Here is a 17,889-nt window from a genome sequence, read left to right on the forward strand (position 1 = left end):
GCAGCGATGAACACGCTGGACGCTCTTGACGCCCAGTCGCAGCGGACCGACCTTCCGGACTTCCGCGCCGGTGACACGCTCAAGGTGCACGCCCGGGTCGTCGAAGGTAACCGGTCCCGGGTGCAGGTCTTCCAGGGCGTGGTGATCCGCAGGCAGGGTGCCGGCCTGCGGGAGACCTTCACCGTCCGCAAGGTCAGCTTCGGTGTCGGAGTCGAGCGGACCTACCCGGTCAACAGCCCGGCCATCGACCGGATCGAGATGGTGACCCGTGGTGACGTCCGTCGCGCCAAGCTGTACTACCTGCGGGAACTCCGTGGCAAGGCCGCCAAGATCAAGGAAAAGCGGGAGAAGCAGGTCAGCTGAGCCCGCTGATCCCGGTTCCCGATCTCGGGACTGCCGCTGGGAGCTTTCGCCAACTACCCTTGCGGTAGTGACCGATGGGGAGCGCTACGTCCGCGGCGATCGTCGCGGCGGCGGGAGTCAACTGTGCTACCGCTCGTGGCGCCTGACGAGAGGCGCCGTGGGCGGTAGCGCCGTGTCTCGGGACCGGGGAGATGCGTAGCGTGTATCCACAAGGAGACCAGGATCAGTGGCAGCGGCGCGCCGGGTCGGGCGCGCGCTCGCAGCGCAACCGTCGGGACGGCCGGTCGGTGGCGCGCCCGCGTCGGTCGGGCCGGTCCGGCATGCAGATGGTGCAGCGCAGGCGTCGGCAGATGCCACTGTGGCAGGAGTTGCCGCTGTTGCTGGTGGTGGCCTTCTGTCTGGCCGTGTTGATCCGCTCCTTCCTGCTGCAGGCGTTCTTCATCCCGTCCGGCTCCATGGAGGACACGCTGCTGGTCGGTGACCGGGTGTTGGTCAACAAGGTTGTTTACGACGTCCGGGATCCGGTGCGCGGCGAGGTCATCGTCTTCCGGGGCACCAACGACTGGGCACCGGAGCACACCGACGACCCGGACCTCGGTTTCGTCGCCAAACTCGGCCGCACCGTTGGCGATCTGGTCGGGGTTGGTCGACCGGGTGAGAAAGACTTCATCAAGCGGGTCATCGGCGTGCCGGGTGACCGGATTCGTTGCTGCGACGACCAGGGCCGGTTGACCGTCAACGACCAGCCGTTGGACGAGGCCGGCTACGTCCTGGAGGACTCGCCGCTGGACGTCCCACCGAGCCCAGGTGAGTGCCGATCCCGGCAGTTCGCTGAGGTCGTGGTCGAGCCTGGACACCTGTTCGTGATGGGCGACCATCGACTGGTCTCACAGGACTCCCGCTGCCAGGGCCCGGTGCCGATCGACAACGTCATCGGCCGGGCCTTCGTGATCGTCTGGCCCCAGGACCGCTGGGACGGACTGTCCGTGCCGGACACCTTCGACAGCCTGCCGCCGACGGCTCCGACCCCGGCGGCGGTCGACCAGCCGCCGGACGTTCCGGAGACCTCCGGTGACCTGGTGATCGTGCTACCAGTGATGATTCCGCTACTTTTTGCTTCGCGCTCCGTGCCGCTGTTCTCAGCCAGACGTCGTAGGCTCCGGTTGTGATCGACGAGCAGACCGAGAAGAAGAAGCCCAATTCCTTCTGGCGCGAACTACCGATCCTGTTGGGTGTGGCGGTCCTCGTCGCGGTCCTGGTCCGGGCGTTCGTCCTGCAGACCTTCTACATCCCGTCGCCGTCGATGGAGCACACCCTTGACATCAACGACCGGGTGCTGGTCAACAAGGTCGTCTACCACTTCCGATCGCCCGAGCGCGGCGAGATCGTCGTGTTCCGGGCGCCACCGGAGTGGAGCAGCAACCCGGACGGCGAGGACTTCATCAAGCGGGTCATCGGGGTCGGTGGAGACCGGGTCGAGTGCTGTGACGCCGAGGAGCGGTTGATCATCAACGGCCAGCCGCTGGACGAGCCGTACATCTACTCCGAGGGCGGGATCAGCGATCCCGCCGCGGTCGGTCCGTTCGACATCACCGTGCCGGAAGGACGGCTCTGGGTGATGGGCGACCATCGGTCGGCCTCGGGCGACTCGCTGGAGCACTGGGACCGCAGCGGCGACATCGACTACGCGACCATCTCCGAGGACACCGTGGTCGGCCGAGCGTTCACCGTCTTCTGGCCACTGGACCGGGCCACCTGGCTCACCGTGCCGGAGCCGTTCGAAACCGTTCCGAGTTCGGGACCGTGACCGGTCGGTTCACGCCAACCCGGACGGTGCGGTCGGCTGCGGCTGCGGCTGCGGCCCACCTGTCGTGCCGGTCGGCTTGTTCTCCTACTCTGGTCGGGTGACCGACGCGGAGCTGACGGTGGACCGCGCGCCGGAGCCGGCGCGCAACCGGCACGCGGCCCGGGTCCTGCTCGTCGACTCTGCGGGTCGTGTGTTGCTGCTACGCGGGTACGACCCGGCCCGTCCCGGACACCGGTACTGGTTCACCCCCGGCGGTGGACTGGAGTCCGGCGAGACCCCGGTCGACGGCGCGGTCCGCGAGTTGGCCGAGGAGACCGGCCTGCGCGTGACACCTACCGAGTTGGGCGCGCCGGTCTGGCGGGAAACCGTCGAGTTCCCGTTCGACGGCCGGTGGTACCGCCAGGAACAGCACTTCTTCCTGCTGCGGGTGCCCCGTTGGCAGGTCGACACGAGCGGGTTCGACGACATCGAACGCCGTACGATCGACGCCCACCGGTGGTGGCCGGTCGGTGAGCTCGCGACCACCCCGGAACGGGTCTATCCGCCGGAGCTGCCGACCCTGCTGCGCCGGCTGACGGGAGAGGCCGAACCGTGCTGACTCCACCGCGTACCGTGGTGCGCCGCGACGCCGGGCTCTACGCGTTGGAGCAGGCTCTGCGGCGGCGCGGATTCGCCCACGTGGCCGGCGCTGACGAGGCCGGCCGGGGTGCGTGTGCCGGGCCGCTGGTGGCGGCCGCGGTGGTGCTCGCGCCGGGCCGGCGGGGCGAGATCGACGGGCTGGCCGATTCGAAGCTGCTCACCCCGGCGGCGCGGGAGCGGGTCTACGCCTCGGTCCGTGACCGGGCACTCGCCCACCGGATCGTGGTCGTCTCGGCCGACGAGATCGACCGTCGGGGCCTGCACGTGTGCAATCTCGCCGCGATGCGCCGGGCGCTGGCCGGGCTCAGCCCCGCACCTGAGTACGTGTTGACCGACGGGTTCGGCGTTGACGGGCTCGGTGCGCCTGGGCTCGCGGTGTGGAAGGGCGACCGGGTGGCGGCTTGCGTGGCGGCGGCCAGCGTGCTCGCGAAGGTCACTCGGGACCGGCTGATGGTCGAGCTCGACGGGCGGTTCCCGGGTTACGGCTTCGCCGAGCACAAGGGCTACGCCACCGCCGAGCATCAGGCCGCGTTGAGCCGGCAGGGGCCGTGTGTCGAGCACCGGTTCTCGTACGTCAACGTGGCGGCCGCCTCGGGCCGGTCCGCGAGTCCGCCCCGCTCCCGCCGACCGGCCGCTGAAGCTGGCCGGGCCGATGGAACCGGCTCGGCCGACATCGGCATCCGTGAGCCGATGGGGCGTCCGGACCCCATCCGGGGTACCGTCGGCGTGGCGTTGGACGAGCAGCTTCGCCAACCGGCGCTACTGGGGGAAGATGTGGTCATGGAAGGCGGATGGCGATGAGCGCCGAGGATCTCGAGAAGTACGAGACAGAGATGGAGCTGCAGCTCTACCGGGAGTACCGCGACATCGTCCGCCAGTTTTCGTACGTCGTCGAGACCGAGCGTCGCTTCTACCTGGCGAACCAGGTCGACCTGCACGTGCGCAATTCTGACGGCGAGGTGTACTTCGAGGTCGAGATGCACGATGCCTGGGTGTGGGACATGTACCGTCCTGCCCGTTTCGTGAAGAACGTCAGAGTAATGACGTTCAAGGATGTAAATGTGGAAGAGTTGGACAAGCCGGAAATCTCACTACCGGCAGATTCTGGGTTCAGCGGCTGACTTCAATGGCCGGTCCATAGCAGATCGACTGCGGCGAAATTCCGTTCTCCACAGCTGAGCCAGCATCCACAGCCTGTCGTCCGCCCGTCGAGGCCGTACCCCGGTCGGGTGCCAGCCTGTCGGCATGAGATTCCTGCTCCTGCCGATGCTGGTCGCGGCGATCCTGTTCAGCACTGCGCCCGCAGTCCCCGCAACGGTGTCGGTCGCCGCTGCCAAACCACAACCGACCAGGTTCGCGCGCCCAGCCGCAGACCCGCGTTTCCACCCGCCACTGGCCGGCGCCGTCACGCTGAGCCGCCGATTCGACCCGCCCCCGGTGCCCTGGGGGCGCGGACACCGGGGCGTCGATCTCACCGCTGACGTCGGTGCCACCGTGTACGCCGCCGGGGCCGGCACGGTCAGCCACTCCGGTCGGATCGTCGACCGGGGCGTGGTGAGCATCAGTCACCCGGGTGGATTCAGGACCACCTACGAACCCGTGGACGGCTGGCTCGCCGTCGGCACTGAGGTCAGCGCAGGCCGTCCGATCGGCACCGTCACCGACGGCCATCCGGGTTGTCCTGCCGACGCGTGCCTGCACTGGGGCCTGCGGCTGACGGACGGCAGCTACCTCGATCCGTTGCTGTTGCTCGGCAACGGACGTGTCCGCCTGCTGCCGCTCGGGTCAGCCGGCCCGGTGTAGCAGCGCGGGCAGCAGCTCCGCGAGCCGGTCGTAGTCTGCTGCCCGGTTGTAGACCTGAGCGCAGATTCGCAGCCACGCCCGATCGGACCACCAGGCGACCGACACCTCGGTGGCCAGGTCGTCGGCGATCCGACGGCGCAGCGCGGCCGCTGCGACAGCGCTGTCGGCCACGCCGGCCGGTAGCGGGACCAGCCGCATGGCCAGCTGGGCCGACTCCGGTCGGTGCGGATCGGGTACCGGCAGCCGCTGCGGCGGGACCCCTAGCGCGTCGGCGATGGTCCGCTGGCCGTAATCGACCAGTGCGGCGTTGTGCGCTCGGACCCGGTCCAGGCCGAGGCTGCGCAACGCGTACAGGCCAGCCGGCGCAGCCAGCCACGCGGTGTAGTCGCGGGTGCCCTGCCACTCCACCCGCGACGGGAACCCGGATTCCTGCTCCCAGGAGACCCCCAGCGGCTCAAGCCGTTCCCGCCATCGGGGCGCGACCGCCAGCAGCGCCGTGCCGCGCGGCGCGAACGCCCACTTGTGCAGGTTGCCCACCCAGAAGTCGGCGCCGATCCGGTCGACCTCGACCGCCAGCATCCCCGGTACGTGGGCGGCGTCGACCAGGACCGGTACGCCGGCGTCACGGGCCACCGGGACCAGCTCGGCGACCGGGAACACCTGCGCGGTCGGCGAGGTGACCTGGTCGACCACCAGCAGCCGGGTCCGGCCCGGCCGGAGCGCGGCGCGCAGCCGCTCGACGACCTCCTCGGCCGGTGCCCCCAGGGGCACCGCTACGACGCGTACTGTCGCGCCAGTACGCCGGCACTCCCGCTCGACCGAGAGCGCGACCGCGCCGTACCCGTGGTCGGTCAACAGCACCTCGTCACCGCTGCCCAGACGCAGCGTCTGCAGCACGGTCGCGGCGGCGACGGTGACGTTGTCGACCAGTGCGGCGCCTTCCGGGTCGGCACCGAGGAAAGCGGCCAGATGGCGGCGGGTGTGGCCGATCCGATCCAGCAGACCCTGGGTGAAGAACCGCTGCGGGTCGGCCTCCATCTCGTCGCGTAGCCGCTGCTGCACCCGCTGTACCGAGACTGGGACCGCGCCGAACGCGCCGTGGTTGAGGTGGGTGACCGCTGGGTCGAGGGAGAACAGCATCCGTGCGCCGGGTAGCGGTTCGGGTGGGACCAGGCCGCCGCTCATCAGATGCCTTCCGCGGATACTCCGGCGTTGCGGCCGGGGAGGAAACGGACTCCTGCGGAGCAGGACAGGGAAAGTCGATTCGCCGCGGGGGCGGATCGACGTCCAGTACCCGCGCACCGGGACATCCGGCGTACGGACAGGTGTGCTAACGTGACGTTGCCCTTCCGGTGACGACCAAGCCGGTCGGGCCTACCGCCGGGCTGGTGGGAAGTGACGTCTGTGGAGACTGTGTAAGACCGATGGGCGGTACTCCGTCCCTTGCCGTTGATTCGGGTCGGCTGTGGTCTGCGAAGCAGAAAACTCGACCCGTGAGGGTCGAATCTCCCTGCTTCAGCAGGGGGATATGTCAACGGCACATTTTAGGCGAGCCGCCGCCCCGGAACGCTCCGGGTGCGCGGCCCGTCCGCCGGGCCGGCCGGCAGCCTCAGGCCCGCGGATGTGCCTGCCGGTACGCTGCCCGCAGCCGCTCCACCGACACGTGGGTGTAGAGCTGGGTGCTGGCCAGCGAGGCGTGCCCGAGCAACTCCTGGACCGATCGCAGGTCGGCGCCACCTTCCAACAGGTGGGTGGCCGCCGAGTGGCGCAGCCCGTGCGGGGTGACGCGGGGTACGCCCGCGTCGCGGGCAGCCGCGGCGACGATCCGGCGGACCACCGTGGCCTGGAGCCGGCCGCCCTTCGCGCCGAGCAGGAGCGCCTCGCCGGAGTGGGGCGACGCGAGCGCCGGTCGCCCCCGGGCCAGCCAGTCGTGGATCGCCGCCCCGGCCGGCACCCCGTACGGCACGGTCCGCTCCCGGCCGCCCTTGCCCAGCACCCGGAGTACCCGTCGGCCCGGGTCGAGGTCGGCGAGGTCGAGCCCGCAGAGTTCGCTCACCCGGACCCCGGTCGCGTACAGCAGCTCCAGGACCAGCCGGTCGCGTAGCCGCAGCGGGCCGTCCGGACCGGTGCCGGTCGGTTCCCCGGCCTGCTCCCCGGCCGGCTGAGCCTCCGAGTCGCTGCCGTCGCCGTCCGGCATCAGCTGTGCGGCCCGCTCGACGCGCAGCACCGCCGGCAGCGTCCGGTGCGGTCGAGGGCTGGCCAGCGCCGCACCGGGATCGGCGCTGGTCAACCCAGTTCGGTGCGCCCAGCCGCTGAAGGCGCGGGCGGCCGCCGCCCGCCGAGCCAGCGTAGCCCGGGCGGCGCCGAACGTCCGTTGCCGAGCCAGCCAGCTGCGCAACACCGTGATGTCGAGCCCGGCGGGTGAGTGGACCCCCATCCGGGCGGCGTGGTCGAGCAGCGACACGACGTCACCGACGTACGCCCGTACGGTGTGGGCCGAACGGTTGTCGACCAGGGCGAGGTGCCGCGCGAAGGCGTCCACGGCGTCGCGCAGGCCGGACGGCAACTCGGCGTGCCGCGCGGCGGTGCCCCGGCTGCCGTCGTCGCTCACCTCCCGACCGTCGGCCCGGCGGCCTGATCGGTCAAGTCGCCACGCCGACCGACCCCGGTGGCGGACCGGGGCGGCAACCGGTAGCGTCCGTCCGCACCGGTGAGCAGGCCTCGGGCCTGCAGAGCGGAGACCGTACGCATCGCGGTGCGAATGTCGACGCCGGCCCGGCCGGCCAGCTCGTCCAGGTCGACCGAGCCGCGCCCGGGAACCGCTTCCAGGACCCGCGCCGCCTGGGGGTCGAGCGAGTCACGGGGACGCTCGGGCCCGCGTGGTGGTGGTGCGAGGTCGATACCGATCCGGCCGATCTCCTCCTGCACGTGGGCGACCCCGGCGACGAGCCGGGCCTGCGGGTGGTCGCGCAGAATCTCGTGACAGCCGACCGACACGGCGGAGGTGACCGGCCCCGGCACCACCATGGTCGCCCGGCCCAGGGCCAACGCGCGCCGGACCGTCTGGGCGGCCCCGCTACGGGCACCGGCCTCGACCAGCACGGTCCCGGCCGTGGCGGCGGCGATCAACCGGTTGCGGGTGAGGAACCGGTGCCGCAGCGGCTCGGCGCCGGGCAGCCACTCACTGACCAGCAGCCCGGACTCGGCGATCTGGTCGAACATCGCGGTGTTGCCGGCGGGGTACGGCCGGTCGATCCCGCAGGCCAGCACCGCTACCGTGCAGCCGCCAGCGGCGAGCGCACCGCGGTGGGCGCAGGCGTCGATGCCGTACGCACCTCCGGAGACGATCGTCCAACCCTGCTCGGCAAGGCCGTGGCCGAACTCCATGCTGACGTGACGTCCGTACTCGCTGGGTGCCCGGGAACCGACCACGGCGACCGACCGGGCCAGCGCCTCGGCGAGCGGCAGCGGCCCACGGATCCACATGGCCAGCGGTGGTGCGCCGCCCCGGGAACCTCCGGAACCGGCACTGCCCGACCCGCCGTCGGGGCGACGGGCCAGCCGGGTCAGGTCCTCGACCTGGCGCGGCCAGTCCGGATCCTCCGGCGTCACCAGCCGGGCGCCGACCCGCGCCGCCCGGTCGAGAGCGGCGGCGGCCACCTGCAGCGGATCGGCGGTCGCCAGCCGCGCGGAGCTCGCCGTCCGGGTCGGGTCGTCCGGACTCCGCCCGCCGCGTAGCCGGGCCAGCGCCTCGACCGGGCCGACCGCCGCCACGAGCCGGTGCACGGCTTCGTTTCCCGGCTCGGCGAGCCAGGTCAACGCGATCCGGGCCAGCCGGCTGCCGGCCGGTTCGGTGCCCGGCATCACAGCTCGCCCGTCCGCAGCTGGATGGCTTCGTCGATGTCGGCCGAGTCCGGCCGGGACCGTCCGTCCAGGTCCGCGATTGACCAGGCGAGTCGCAGAATGCGGTCGAAGCCCCGGGCGGAGATCGCACCGACGTCCAGCCGCCGCCGCAGTGCGGCGGTCTCACCGGCGGGCAGCCGCCACGGCGGGCGTCGCAACGCGGGTCCGGGGACCACCGAGTTGGTCCGCCAGCCCTGGCCGGCCCAGCGCTGCCTGGCGGCCTCGCGGGCGGCGGCCACCCGGGCGGCCACCGTCGCGGTCGGTTCCGCCGGCGTCTGGTTCGTCATCAGGTCCACGGCCCGCAGCGCGGTGAGGCTCACCTGCAGGTCGATGCGATCCATCAGGGGACCGGACAGCCGGCTACGGTAGCGGCGCCGTACCACGGGCGGGCACTCGCAGAACTGATCGCCCGCCGGCCGGGCGCATGGGCACGGATTGGCCGCGAGCACGAGCTGGCACCGGGCGGGGTACTCGGTGACCCCCAGGGCACGGGTGATCAGCACCCGCCCCTTCTCCAGCGGCTGCCGCAACGAATCCAGCACCCGGCTGTGGAACTCGGGTGCCTCGTCGAGGAACAGGACACCGTGATGAGCCAGTGAGACCGCGCCGGGGCGGGCCAGCCCGGAACCGCCGCCGACCAGCGATGCGACGGTCGCCGAGTGGTGCGGGGCCTGGAACGGCGGTCGGCGTAGCAGCGCGCTGCCCGGTGGCAGCACTCCGGCGATCGAGTGCAGCGCGGAGACCTCCAGCGCCGCCGTGTCGTCCAACGGCGGCAGCAGGCCGGGGAGCCGTTCCGCCAGCATGGTCTTGCCGGCACCGGGCGGCCCGATCAGCGCCAGGTGGTGGCCGCCGGCCGCGGCGATCTCCAGGGCCCGCTTGCCGAACGCCTGCCCGGCGACGTCGGCGAGGTCCGGGCCGGCCTGGACGGCTCCTGGCTTCGGTGGCGGGGGATCGAGCAGCTCGTCGGCGCCGCGGATGAACGCGATCAGCCGGTGCAGCGTGTCGACGGCCTTGACCCGCACCCCCGGCACCACCGCTGCCTCGGCCGCGTTGGCGGCCGGCACCACCACCTGGGTCACCCCGGCCCGGGCCGCCGCCACCACCATGGGCAGCAGCCCGCGCACCGGTCGTACGGTGCCGTCCAGGCCCAACTCGCCGAGCAGCGCTACCCCGTCGACCGGGGCGAGCGGCAGTTCTCCGGTGCCGCCGAGCAACGCGGTGGCCACTGCGAGATCGAACCCCGAACCGACCTTGGGCAGCGTCGCCGGTAGCAGGTTGACGGTGATCCGCCGGTTCGGCCAGTGCTGCCCGGAGTTGACGATCGCGGCGCGTACCCGGTCCCGTGCCTCGTGCAGGGTGGTGTCCGGCAACCCCGAGATGATCACTGCGGGGAGCCCGGCGGCGAGGTCGGCCTCCACCTCCACGAGATGCCCGGTGACGCCGACCAGGCCGACGCAGAGCACCTTCGCGTAGCTCATCGTCCGGTCTCCAGCGGTCGGCCATCCTCCGTGGATGGTGGTGGTCGGTCGTCGGCGCGCGGCGGGCGGTGGATGTCGTTTCTCATGGCATGACGGTGGCTGTCCGCGACCCGGGCCGCCGGGCCGGGCAGGGGCGCGCCTGTGGATGAAGGTCCCGCTGTGGACAACGCGGCGACCGGTTGACGCCGGCTGCTAGGCGGCGGCTGCCGGGTGACGCCGACGGGTCGGGCGACGCTGGTCAGAAGGCCGCCGTCAGGTGCCGGACCTGGGCCGCGCCGGACCGACCGACGGTCACGCAGATCAGATCGAATCGCACCGGCCGCCGGCCATGCCCCGGGTTGGCGGCCAGCCAGCCGGCGGCCAGCCGGCGGATCCGCCGGGCCTTGGCCGCGGTGACCGCTTCCTCCGGCGCGCCGTAGCGGCCACTGCGTCGGGTCTTCACTTCGCAGAACACGATGGTGTCGGCGTGCCGGGCGATGATGTCGATCTCGCCGGCCGCGCAGCGCCAGTTGCGTTCGACGACAATGAGCCCGGCGTCAACGAGGTGCCGTACCGCACAGCGTTCGCCGTAGGCGCCGACGGCCTGCCTGATGTTGGTCATGTCCGGCAACGTGCCCGGCGGTGCTGGCTCATGCCCGGTGCGGTACGCCGTGGTTGTGGACGGCGGGCTTGCTGTGGACGCCGCGACGGCACCGGCCGCCGACCTGCTAGCGCCGGTCTGACCAGCACCGGTACAAGATCGCCCGAGACGTCGGTGGAGCGGACCCGAGTGGCGGCGGCGGTTGCGGTGACATACGGTCCCTGTCCGTGGACCCGAACCGAAACTATCCGGACGACCCCGATCCCCGGTGGTACTCCGAGCGCACCTACGTCGATCCGTCCTGGCAATCCACCGAGTCGAGCAGCGACCGGTTCGGTGACGACCCGTTTGGCGGCACCAGCCGGTACGCCAGCGGCGACGGTACCGGTGAACTGCGGGCTGCCCGGGCTGCCCGGGCGGATACGACGGAAGGTGGCCGGCGGCGCGCGGCGCCGGAACCGTCGTCGGCACCGCCGTACGGGGCTCCGGCGTCGGCACCGCCGTTTGCTCCGCCGGCGTCGGCACCGCCGTTCGCTCCGCCGGCGTCGGCACCTCCCGGGCCGGCGAGCGGTCCACCGTTTGCGACCCCGGAGCCCCGGCCGGAGCCGGGTCCGGCGGTCGATGCCGGCCGGCGGTCCGAGTCCGCAAGGCGGTCCGACCCCGGTCGGCGGTCCGACCAGGCGCGGCCGGACGAGTCGGCCAGTTCGGTCGACATTCCCACCGGGCTCATGCCGCCGGTCACCCCCCGTCCGGCCGGTGATCCGCCGTCGATGGGGGAGTACGGCGGCCGGCGGGCACCGGTGGGCAGCGTCGTCAGCGACGGGGTGTACCGCAGTCGACGTCCTGCGCTGGGGATCCTGTTCGCCGTCCTGGTGATGATCTTCGAGGTGCCGGCGTTGCGGCTGTTGCTGGACGGAGCGCTGGCCGATCCGGCCGAGGTCGGCGCGGTGGTCGCCGGTACGGCGCTGATGATCGGACTGCCCGCGTTCGGGATCGGTCTCTACGCGCTGGCCACCGGGGCGACCAAGGTGGGTTCCCCGGTCGAGGCGTGGCTGCGTCCGCCGACCGCGCATCTGCTGGTCGGCCTGCTGCTGTTCGTGGTGGCCGGACTCGCGGGCTGAACCATGCGGGCTGGCCGGGTCGCGACCCGGCGCAGGGCGTACACTTGACAACCGGCGACCGCCTCGCGCGGTCGACCTCGCGCGCCCTTCTCCCCGGCGACAGCCGTGGGGGCGACGGTCCCCTGGTCCTGATCACTCAGGCCCACCATGACCGCCGACCGGGCGCCAGGACGCCCGGCCGCCGGCCGGCGTGACAACCAGGGACATACAGGGAGAAGACACCATGGCCGTGGTGACCATGCGTCAGCTGCTGGAGAGCGGTGTGCACTTCGGGCACCAGACCCGGCGCTGGAACCCGAAGATGAAGCGGTTCATCTTCACTGAGCGTAACGGCATTTACATCATCGACCTGCGCCAGACCCTCGACTACATCGAGAAGGCGTACACCTTTGTCCGTGACACGGTGGCCGACGGCGGCAACATTTTGTTCGTCGGGACCAAGAAGCAGGCGCAGGAGGCCATCGCCGAGCAGGCGACCCGGGTCGGTCAGCCGTACGTCAACCACCGCTGGCTCGGCGGCATGCTGACCAACTTCCAGACGGTGTACAAGCGACTGCAGCGGATGAAGGAGCTGGAGGCGCTGGACCTGACCGGCACCGCGCAGGGCTACACCAAGAAGGAGACCCTGCAGCTGTCCCGGGAGAAGGACAAGCTCAGCCGTACGCTCGGCGGCCTGCGGGACATGCAGAAGGTGCCGGCGGCGATCTGGGTCGTCGACACGAAGAAGGAGCACATCGCCGTTGACGAGGCCCGCAAGCTGGGCATTCCGGTGATTGCGGTGCTCGACACCAACTGCGACCCGGACGAGGTCGATTTCCCGATCCCGGGCAACGACGACGCGATCCGCTCCGCCGAGCTGCTCACCCGGGTCGTCGCGGCCGCCGTGGCGGATGGTCTGATCGCCCGTTCCGGCAAGTCGCGTGGTGCCGAGGAGAAGCCGGAGCCGGGCGCCGTCGCCACCGACGAGCCGCTGCCCGAGTGGGAGCGCGAGCTGCTCGAGGGGCCGGCCAACAAGGAGAACGAGCCCTCGGCCGGCAAAGAGAACGAGCCCGCTGCCGCCGCTGCGGAATGACGACCACCCAAGCCGTCTGACGAGACTGAAGAGAGAGTCATGTCCAACTTCACCGCCGCGGACGTCAAAAAGCTCCGCGACCTCACCGGCGCCGGCATGATGGACTGCAAGAAGGCGCTGCAGGAGGCCGAGGGCGACTTCGACAAGGCCGTCGAGATCCTGCGGATCAAGGGCGCCAAGGACGTCGGCAAGCGGGCCGGCCGTACCGCCGCGAACGGCCTGGTGGCCCACGCCGGGTCGGCGCTGCTGGAGCTCAACTGCGAGACCGACTTCGTCGCGAAGAACACCGACTTCATCGATTTCGCGCAGTTGCTGGTCGAGCACGGCGAGCAGATCAAGGCCACCGACGCGGAGGCGCTGCTCGGCTCCACCCTGCCGGACGGCCGGCCGGTCGCCGACGCGGTTCAGGAGCAGTCCGCCAAGATCGGCGAGAAGCTGGTGCTCAACCGGTTCGCCCGGCTCGACGGCACCGTCACGGTCTATCTGCACCGCAAGGCGCAGGACCTGCCGCCGCAGGTGGGCGTCCTGGTGGCGTACTCCGGCAAGGAGGACGAGGCGGCCGACGCCGACGCCCGCGGTGTGGCGATGCAGATCGCCGCGATGCGGCCGCGCTTCCTCACCCGTGAGGAGGTGCCGGCGGAGACGGTCGAGTCGGAGCGCCGGATCGCCGAGCAGACGGCCCGCGAGGAGGGCAAGCCGGAGGCGGCCATGCCCAAGATCATCGAGGGCCGGGTGAACGCCTTCTTCAAGGACTTCGTCCTGCTGGAGCAGGCCTCGGTGGCGGACAACAAGAAGACGGTCAAGAAGGTGCTGGCCGAGGCCGGCATCGACGTGACCGGGTTCGTCCGGTTCGAGGTCGGCCAGGCCTGACCCGGTCCGGGCCGGGTGTCCGGCGCGTCGGCCGGTCGGCGGCCGACGCAGACAGGTCCCCGGTGAGGATCGAGACGATCGATCGACAGAGGAGGCCGTTGGTGTACGTGACAGGCACCACGGCCTCCTCGTTCCGTAGTGTGGGCACGAGGGTGAGTACGGCGGCGCTGAGGGCAGCTAGCGAAGGGCGGGTCGGATGACGCAGGTAATGAGTGGACACACGCTGGCGGCGGACGACCCGACCGCGCCCCCACCCGGGCGGTCCCGGCGGGTGGTGCTGAAACTGTCCGGTGAGGTATTCGGCGGCGGAGCGATCGGCGTCGATCCGGATGTGGTGCAGGACATCGCCCGGCAGATCGCGACTGTCTCCCGGCTCGGGGTCCAGGTTTCGGTGGTGGTCGGCGGCGGCAACTTCTTCCGCGGTGCCGAGCTGCAGAAGCGCGGCATGGACCGGGCCCGGGCCGACTACATGGGCATGCTGGGCACCGTGATGAACTGCCTGGCCCTGCAGGACTTCCTGGAGAAGGAAGGCGTCGAGACCCGGGTGCAGAGCGCCATCACGATGGCCCAGGTCGCGGAACCGTACATCCCGCTGCGTGCGATCCGGCACCTGGAAAAGGGCCGTGTGGTGATCTTCGGCGCGGGTGCCGGTATGCCGTACTTCTCCACCGACACCGTCTCGGCGCAGCGTGCCCTGGAGATCCACGCCGACGTGGTGCTGATGAGCAAGAACGGCGTGGACGGGGTGTATACCGCCGATCCACGGACCGACCCGACCGCCAGCAAGCTCGACACGGTGACCTTCGCCGAGGCGCTGCGGCGCGGGCTGCGGGTGGCCGACGCCGCCGCGTTCAGCCTCTGCATGGACAACGACCTGCCGATGTTGGTCTTCGGGGCGCAGGGCGACGACACGATCGTGCGCGCGGTCGCCGGCGAGCGCATCGGTACCTTGATCACGACCTGACCGGTCCGGGCCGCGCACGGCGGATCCGTATCGGCAGGTGCCAGCAGGGACACCGGACCATCAGAAGGAGGCGACGGAACAGGTGATCGAGGAGACTCTGCTCGAAGCAGAGGAGAAGATGGAGCGCGCCGTCGAGCACGCCAAGGAGGAGCTGGGCGCGATCAGGACCGGCCGGGCCACTCCGGCGATGTTCTCCCGCATCGTGCTCGACTACTACGGGACCCCGACGCCGATCACCCAGATGGCATCCGTCGGGGTGCCCGAGCCGCGGATGGCCATCGTCAAGCCGTACGACATGTCGCAGCTCGCCGCGATGGAGAAGGCGATCCGCGACTCGGACCTCGGAGTCAACCCCAACAACGAGGGGACCCAGCTCCGGATCCTGCTGCCGCAGATGACCGAGGACCGCCGGCGAGAGATGATCAAGGTGGCGCGCGGCAAGGGCGAGGACGCCAAGGTCGCTATCCGCAACGTCCGTCGCAAGGCCAAGGAAGAACTCGACCGCATCGTCAAGGACGGCGAGGCCGGCGAGGACGAGGGACGCCGGGCCGAGAAGGAACTGGACGATCTCACTCACCGGTACGTGTCCAGCGTTGACGATCTGGTCAAACACAAGGAAACCGAGCTGCTCGAGGTCTGATGTCCTACCCCGAGACCGCTGGCGGCGATCAACCGGACGCTCGAACGAGGGCGCGGCACCCCGGCGCCGCGCCCGAACCGTCAGCTCCGGAGACCCGTAACGGCCACCCGTTGGCCGAGCGGTCCCAGCCGTACGGCGGCCCGAACGGAGTGCCCGGCGCCGGTTACGGCACCGCCGGTTACGGTGGCGCCGCGTACGGGGGTGCGGCCCATGGCGGTCCCGTCCCCACCGGGCCGTACACCGGTACCGGGGAATTCCCGTACGCCGGTTCCCACCTCGGCAACCGCGGTCTGCCCCAGGCCGGCGCGCCGACCGGCAACGGTCACGGCAGCAGTCACTGGTCGACCGGGTACCGGGACGGCGAGCAGGCAGAGCCGTCGACGGACCCGGATCCGCAGGCCGGGCCCGACAGCTCGGCAGCGCGTCGGCGGGCCGGCGCGCGACGCCGTCGATCCGGCCGGTCCGGTCCGGCCCGGCCGGCGACCGAGCGCTCCGACCCGGATCAGCCGCTGCCGGAGCCGACCGGCTCTCGTCGGGCCGGTCAGGATCCGCCCGGCGAGGCCGGGAACGCATCGCCGGCTGCCGACCGTCGGCCGTCGGCCGGTCGAAATCTGCCGGCCGCCATCGGCGTCGGCCTCGGGCTGGTCGTCGTGGTGCTCGGTTCGTTGTTCCTGTGGCGGCCAGCCTTCCTGGTCGTCCTGCTGGCCGCCGTCAGCCTGGGCACCTGGGAGATGATCCGAGCGGTGCGCACCAGCGGCGCCCGCCCGCCGACGACCCCGTTGCTCGCCGGCGGCGCGCTGATGTCCGTGCTGGCCTGGCGGATCGGCCCGGATGCTCTGGCGCTCGGGCTGCTGGTGACGGTCCTGGCGATGCTGATCTGGCGGCTGGGCGACGGACCGTCCGGGTATCAGCGGGACGCGGCCACGGCCACGCTGATCGCGGTCTACGTCCCGTTTCTGGGTGGTTTCGCCGCGTTGCTGGCCAGTCGGCCGGACGGCGACCTGCAGATTCTGGTCACCCTGGCTGCGGTGATCCTCTCCGATACCGGTGGCTATGCCGCTGGCGTCTTCTACGGCAGGCACCGGATGGCTCCGACGATCAGCCCGAAGAAGTCCTGGGAAGGCTTCGCCGGGTCGGTGGCCGCCGCCGGGATCGGCAGCGCGGTGCTGCTGTTTCTGTTGCTCGACGTCATGCCGCTGTGGGGGGCACTGTTCGGCGTGGCGGTGTCGGTCGCGGCTGTGCTGGGGGACCTCGGCGAGTCCATGCTCAAGCGGGATCTCGGGGTCAAGGACATGAGCAACCTGCTACCCGGACACGGCGGGCTGATGGACCGGCTCGACTCGATCCTGTTCGCGTTGCCGGTCTCCTACCTCGTGCTGTCGTTGATCGCGTTGGTCGGCTGAGCGGTCGTTCAGAAGGGGGTGGCCGGTCGATCCGCCCACCGTGGCGAGCCGGCCACGGCGGGATCGTGGGAGACTGGTCCTGCCATGAGAAGCCTGCCGCTGACCCCGAGTCGTCCGGTGACCGCCGCGTCCGACGGTCGCCCCGCCCTGCCGCCCCAGCACCTGGCCGATCTCGATCTCGGCCAGCGGCAGACGTTGCTGGCCGGGCTCGGCCAGCCCGCGTACCGGGCGAAGCAGGTCTCGACGCACTACTTCGGCCGGCTGACCCGGGACCCGCAGGCGATGACGGATCTGCCGGCCGCCGTCCGGGCCGGGGTCGCCGAACGGCTGCTGCCGACCCTGCTCACTCCGGTGCGCGAAAGCGCGTGTGACAGCGGTGCCACCCGCAAGGCGCTCTGGCGGTTGCACGACGGAGCCCTGGTGGAGAGCGTGTTGATGGGTTACCCGGACCGGGTGACCGTCTGCGTGTCCAGCCAGGCCGGGTGCGGGATGGCCTGTCCGTTCTGTGCCACCGGTCAGGCCGGGCTGACCCGAAACCTGTCCACCGCGGAGATCATCGACCAGGTCGTCCACCTTGCGGGAGTGGCTGCGGCGGGTGGCGTCACCGGGTCACCGCCCCGGCTGTCACACGTCGTCTTCATGGGGATGGGCGAACCGTTGGCCAACTACGGCCGGGTGATCGCCGCCGTCCGCCGGCTCTGCGCGCCACCACCGGAAGGGCTGGGCCTGTCGCAGCGGCATGTGACCGTCTCGACCGTCGGACTGGTGCCGGCGATGCGCCGTCTCGCCGGGGAAGACCTATCGGTGACTCTTGCGCTGTCGTTGCATGCGCCCGATGATGATCTGCGCGACGAACTCGTGCCAGTCAACCAACGGTGGAAGGTCGCCGAAGTCCTGGACGCCGCGTGGGAATACGCGGACCGTACCGGCCGGCGGGTGTCCATCGAGTACGCGATGATCCGGGATGTGAACGACCAGCCATGGCGAGCCGATCTGCTGGGTCGATTGCTGGCTGGTCGCATGGCCCATGTGAATCTAATTCCGCTCAATCCGACTCCGGGCAGTCGTTGGGACGCCAGTCCCAAGCCGGTCGAGCGGGAATTCGTTCGTCGGCTGCGTACAGCCGGTGTCGCGGTGACCGTCCGCGACACCCGGGGCCGGGAGATCGACGGAGCATGCGGGCAGCTCGCTGCCGCTGAGACGGCGTCATGAGCTACCGGTGTGATCAGCGAGTGAATCAGGAGAC

Annotated in this window: 19 protein-coding genes; 14 read left to right on the plus strand and 5 right to left on the minus strand. The window is 71.1% G+C overall.

Annotated features, from left to right (window positions below):
- Window positions 1-6: 6 nt before the first annotated feature.
- The 7 genes from rplS (at window position 7) to ACN27J_RS31250 (ending at window position 4,612) form a co-directional block, all read left to right on the plus strand.
- Window positions 7-363: a 50S ribosomal protein L19 gene (gene rplS, locus ACN27J_RS31220; RefSeq protein ID WP_278167775.1), complete on the plus strand. Its 357-nt coding sequence runs from the start codon at window positions 7-9 to the stop codon at window positions 361-363.
- Between the two features lie 320 nt (window positions 364-683).
- On the plus strand, window positions 684-1,532 hold the full coding sequence (gene lepB, locus ACN27J_RS31225) for a signal peptidase I (protein WP_421372643.1): 849 nt from the start codon (window positions 684-686) through the stop codon (window positions 1,530-1,532).
- Entirely contained in the window at window positions 1,529-2,170 is a 642-nt protein-coding gene (gene lepB, locus ACN27J_RS31230; protein ID WP_421371734.1) for a signal peptidase I, read from the plus strand. The genes lepB (ACN27J_RS31225) and lepB (ACN27J_RS31230) overlap by 4 nt, the downstream gene beginning before the upstream one ends.
- 97 nt (window positions 2,171-2,267) lie before the next feature.
- The gene (locus ACN27J_RS31235) at window positions 2,268-2,768 is read left to right on the plus strand and encodes an NUDIX hydrolase (protein ID WP_421371736.1); all 501 of its coding nucleotides are present in this window, start codon (window positions 2,268-2,270) and stop codon (window positions 2,766-2,768) included.
- Entirely contained in the window at window positions 2,762-3,610 is an 849-nt protein-coding gene (locus ACN27J_RS31240; protein ID WP_421371737.1) for a ribonuclease HII, read from the plus strand. Before ACN27J_RS31235 ends, ACN27J_RS31240 begins: the two co-directional genes overlap by 7 nt.
- Window positions 3,607-3,930 carry a DUF2469 domain-containing protein gene (locus ACN27J_RS31245; RefSeq protein WP_123604412.1) on the plus strand — a complete coding sequence of 108 codons (324 nt, stop codon included), beginning with the start codon at window positions 3,607-3,609 and terminating at the stop codon, window positions 3,928-3,930. Before ACN27J_RS31240 ends, ACN27J_RS31245 begins: the two co-directional genes overlap by 4 nt.
- A 124-nt stretch (window positions 3,931-4,054) precedes the next feature.
- Complete coding sequence (locus tag ACN27J_RS31250; RefSeq protein WP_421371739.1) at window positions 4,055-4,612, plus strand: M23 family metallopeptidase; 558 nt, start codon at window positions 4,055-4,057, stop codon at window positions 4,610-4,612.
- On the opposite strand, the gene ACN27J_RS31255 is transcribed toward ACN27J_RS31250, so the two are convergent.
- The 5 genes from ACN27J_RS31255 to ACN27J_RS31275 all read right to left on the minus strand — a co-directional run bounded on the left by ACN27J_RS31255 (window position 4,595) and on the right by ACN27J_RS31275 (window position 10,594).
- Window positions 4,595-5,797, minus strand: coding sequence for an aminotransferase class V-fold PLP-dependent enzyme (locus ACN27J_RS31255; protein ID WP_421371740.1), 1,203 nt, complete (start codon window positions 5,795-5,797; stop codon window positions 4,595-4,597). The genes ACN27J_RS31250 and ACN27J_RS31255 overlap by 18 nt on opposite strands.
- A 424-nt stretch (window positions 5,798-6,221) precedes the next feature.
- On the minus strand, window positions 6,222-7,223 hold the full coding sequence (locus ACN27J_RS31260) for a tyrosine recombinase XerC (RefSeq protein ID WP_421371742.1): 1,002 nt from the start codon (window positions 7,221-7,223) through the stop codon (window positions 6,222-6,224).
- Window positions 7,220-8,476, minus strand: a complete 1,257-nt coding sequence (dprA, locus tag ACN27J_RS31265) for a DNA-processing protein DprA (protein WP_421371744.1) — start codon at window positions 8,474-8,476, stop codon at window positions 7,220-7,222. The genes ACN27J_RS31260 and dprA overlap by 4 nt, the downstream gene beginning before the upstream one ends.
- A complete protein-coding gene (locus tag ACN27J_RS31270) occupies window positions 8,476-9,993 on the minus strand; it encodes a YifB family Mg chelatase-like AAA ATPase (protein WP_421371745.1) in 1,518 nt (505 codons plus the stop codon). The genes dprA and ACN27J_RS31270 overlap by 1 nt, the downstream gene beginning before the upstream one ends.
- Window positions 9,994-10,231: 238 nt before the next feature.
- Complete coding sequence (locus tag ACN27J_RS31275; protein ID WP_421371746.1) at window positions 10,232-10,594, minus strand: YraN family protein; 363 nt, start codon at window positions 10,592-10,594, stop codon at window positions 10,232-10,234.
- A gap of 206 nt (window positions 10,595-10,800) precedes the next feature.
- Here ACN27J_RS31275 and ACN27J_RS31280 point away from each other — a divergent pair, with 206 nt between their 5' ends.
- The 7 genes from ACN27J_RS31280 (at window position 10,801) to rlmN (ending at window position 17,855) form a co-directional block, all read left to right on the plus strand.
- A complete protein-coding gene (locus ACN27J_RS31280) occupies window positions 10,801-11,694 on the plus strand; it encodes a hypothetical protein (protein ID WP_421371747.1) in 894 nt (297 codons plus the stop codon).
- 223 nt (window positions 11,695-11,917) lie between these two features.
- Entirely contained in the window at window positions 11,918-12,766 is an 849-nt protein-coding gene (rpsB, locus tag ACN27J_RS31285; protein WP_123600508.1) for a 30S ribosomal protein S2, read from the plus strand.
- 39 nt (window positions 12,767-12,805) lie between these two features.
- On the plus strand, window positions 12,806-13,636 hold the full coding sequence (gene tsf, locus ACN27J_RS31290; protein WP_278167786.1) for a translation elongation factor Ts: 831 nt from the start codon (window positions 12,806-12,808) through the stop codon (window positions 13,634-13,636).
- A gap of 196 nt (window positions 13,637-13,832) precedes the next feature.
- Entirely contained in the window at window positions 13,833-14,600 is a 768-nt protein-coding gene (pyrH, locus tag ACN27J_RS31295; RefSeq protein WP_370461410.1) for a UMP kinase, read from the plus strand.
- Between the two features lie 82 nt (window positions 14,601-14,682).
- Window positions 14,683-15,240 carry a ribosome recycling factor gene (gene frr, locus ACN27J_RS31300; RefSeq protein ID WP_123604413.1) on the plus strand — a complete coding sequence of 186 codons (558 nt, stop codon included), beginning with the start codon at window positions 14,683-14,685 and terminating at the stop codon, window positions 15,238-15,240.
- The gene (locus tag ACN27J_RS31305) at window positions 15,240-16,643 is read left to right on the plus strand and encodes a phosphatidate cytidylyltransferase (RefSeq protein ID WP_421371749.1); all 1,404 of its coding nucleotides are present in this window, start codon (window positions 15,240-15,242) and stop codon (window positions 16,641-16,643) included. Before frr ends, ACN27J_RS31305 begins: the two co-directional genes overlap by 1 nt.
- 84 nt (window positions 16,644-16,727) lie before the next feature.
- Window positions 16,728-17,855, plus strand: a complete 1,128-nt coding sequence (rlmN, locus tag ACN27J_RS31310) for a 23S rRNA (adenine(2503)-C(2))-methyltransferase RlmN (protein ID WP_421371750.1) — start codon at window positions 16,728-16,730, stop codon at window positions 17,853-17,855.
- Window positions 17,856-17,889: the final 34 nt, after the last annotated feature.

Source organism: Solwaraspora sp. WMMB762, assembly GCF_049179115.1.
Taxonomy (GTDB): Bacteria; Actinomycetota; Actinomycetes; order Mycobacteriales; family Micromonosporaceae; genus Micromonospora_E.

What these genes read in the sequence shown, in the direction of transcription:
- ACN27J_RS31255 (WP_421371740.1), bottom strand. Translation starts at nt 5,797, where the DNA reads ATGAGCGGCGGCCTGGTCCCACCCGAACCGCTACCCGGCGCACGGATG.
- tsf (WP_278167786.1), top strand. Translation starts at nt 12,806, where the DNA reads ATGTCCAACTTCACCGCCGCGGACGTCAAAAAGCTCCGCGACCTCACC.
- dprA (WP_421371744.1), bottom strand. Translation starts at nt 8,476, where the DNA reads ATGCCGGGCACCGAACCGGCCGGCAGCCGGCTGGCCCGGATCGCGTTG.
- pyrH (WP_370461410.1), top strand. Translation starts at nt 13,833, where the DNA reads ATGACGCAGGTAATGAGTGGACACACGCTGGCGGCGGACGACCCGACC.
- rplS (WP_278167775.1), top strand. Translation starts at nt 7, where the DNA reads ATGAACACGCTGGACGCTCTTGACGCCCAGTCGCAGCGGACCGACCTT.
- rpsB (WP_123600508.1), top strand. Translation starts at nt 11,918, where the DNA reads ATGGCCGTGGTGACCATGCGTCAGCTGCTGGAGAGCGGTGTGCACTTC.
- ACN27J_RS31245 (WP_123604412.1), top strand. Translation starts at nt 3,607, where the DNA reads ATGAGCGCCGAGGATCTCGAGAAGTACGAGACAGAGATGGAGCTGCAG.
- ACN27J_RS31250 (WP_421371739.1), top strand. Translation starts at nt 4,055, where the DNA reads ATGAGATTCCTGCTCCTGCCGATGCTGGTCGCGGCGATCCTGTTCAGC.
- lepB (WP_421372643.1), top strand. Translation starts at nt 684, where the DNA reads ATGCAGATGGTGCAGCGCAGGCGTCGGCAGATGCCACTGTGGCAGGAG.
- ACN27J_RS31305 (WP_421371749.1), top strand. Translation starts at nt 15,240, where the DNA reads ATGTCCTACCCCGAGACCGCTGGCGGCGATCAACCGGACGCTCGAACG.
- ACN27J_RS31270 (WP_421371745.1), bottom strand. Translation starts at nt 9,993, where the DNA reads ATGAGCTACGCGAAGGTGCTCTGCGTCGGCCTGGTCGGCGTCACCGGG.
- rlmN (WP_421371750.1), top strand. Translation starts at nt 16,728, where the DNA reads ATGAGAAGCCTGCCGCTGACCCCGAGTCGTCCGGTGACCGCCGCGTCC.
- ACN27J_RS31275 (WP_421371746.1), bottom strand. Translation starts at nt 10,594, where the DNA reads ATGACCAACATCAGGCAGGCCGTCGGCGCCTACGGCGAACGCTGTGCG.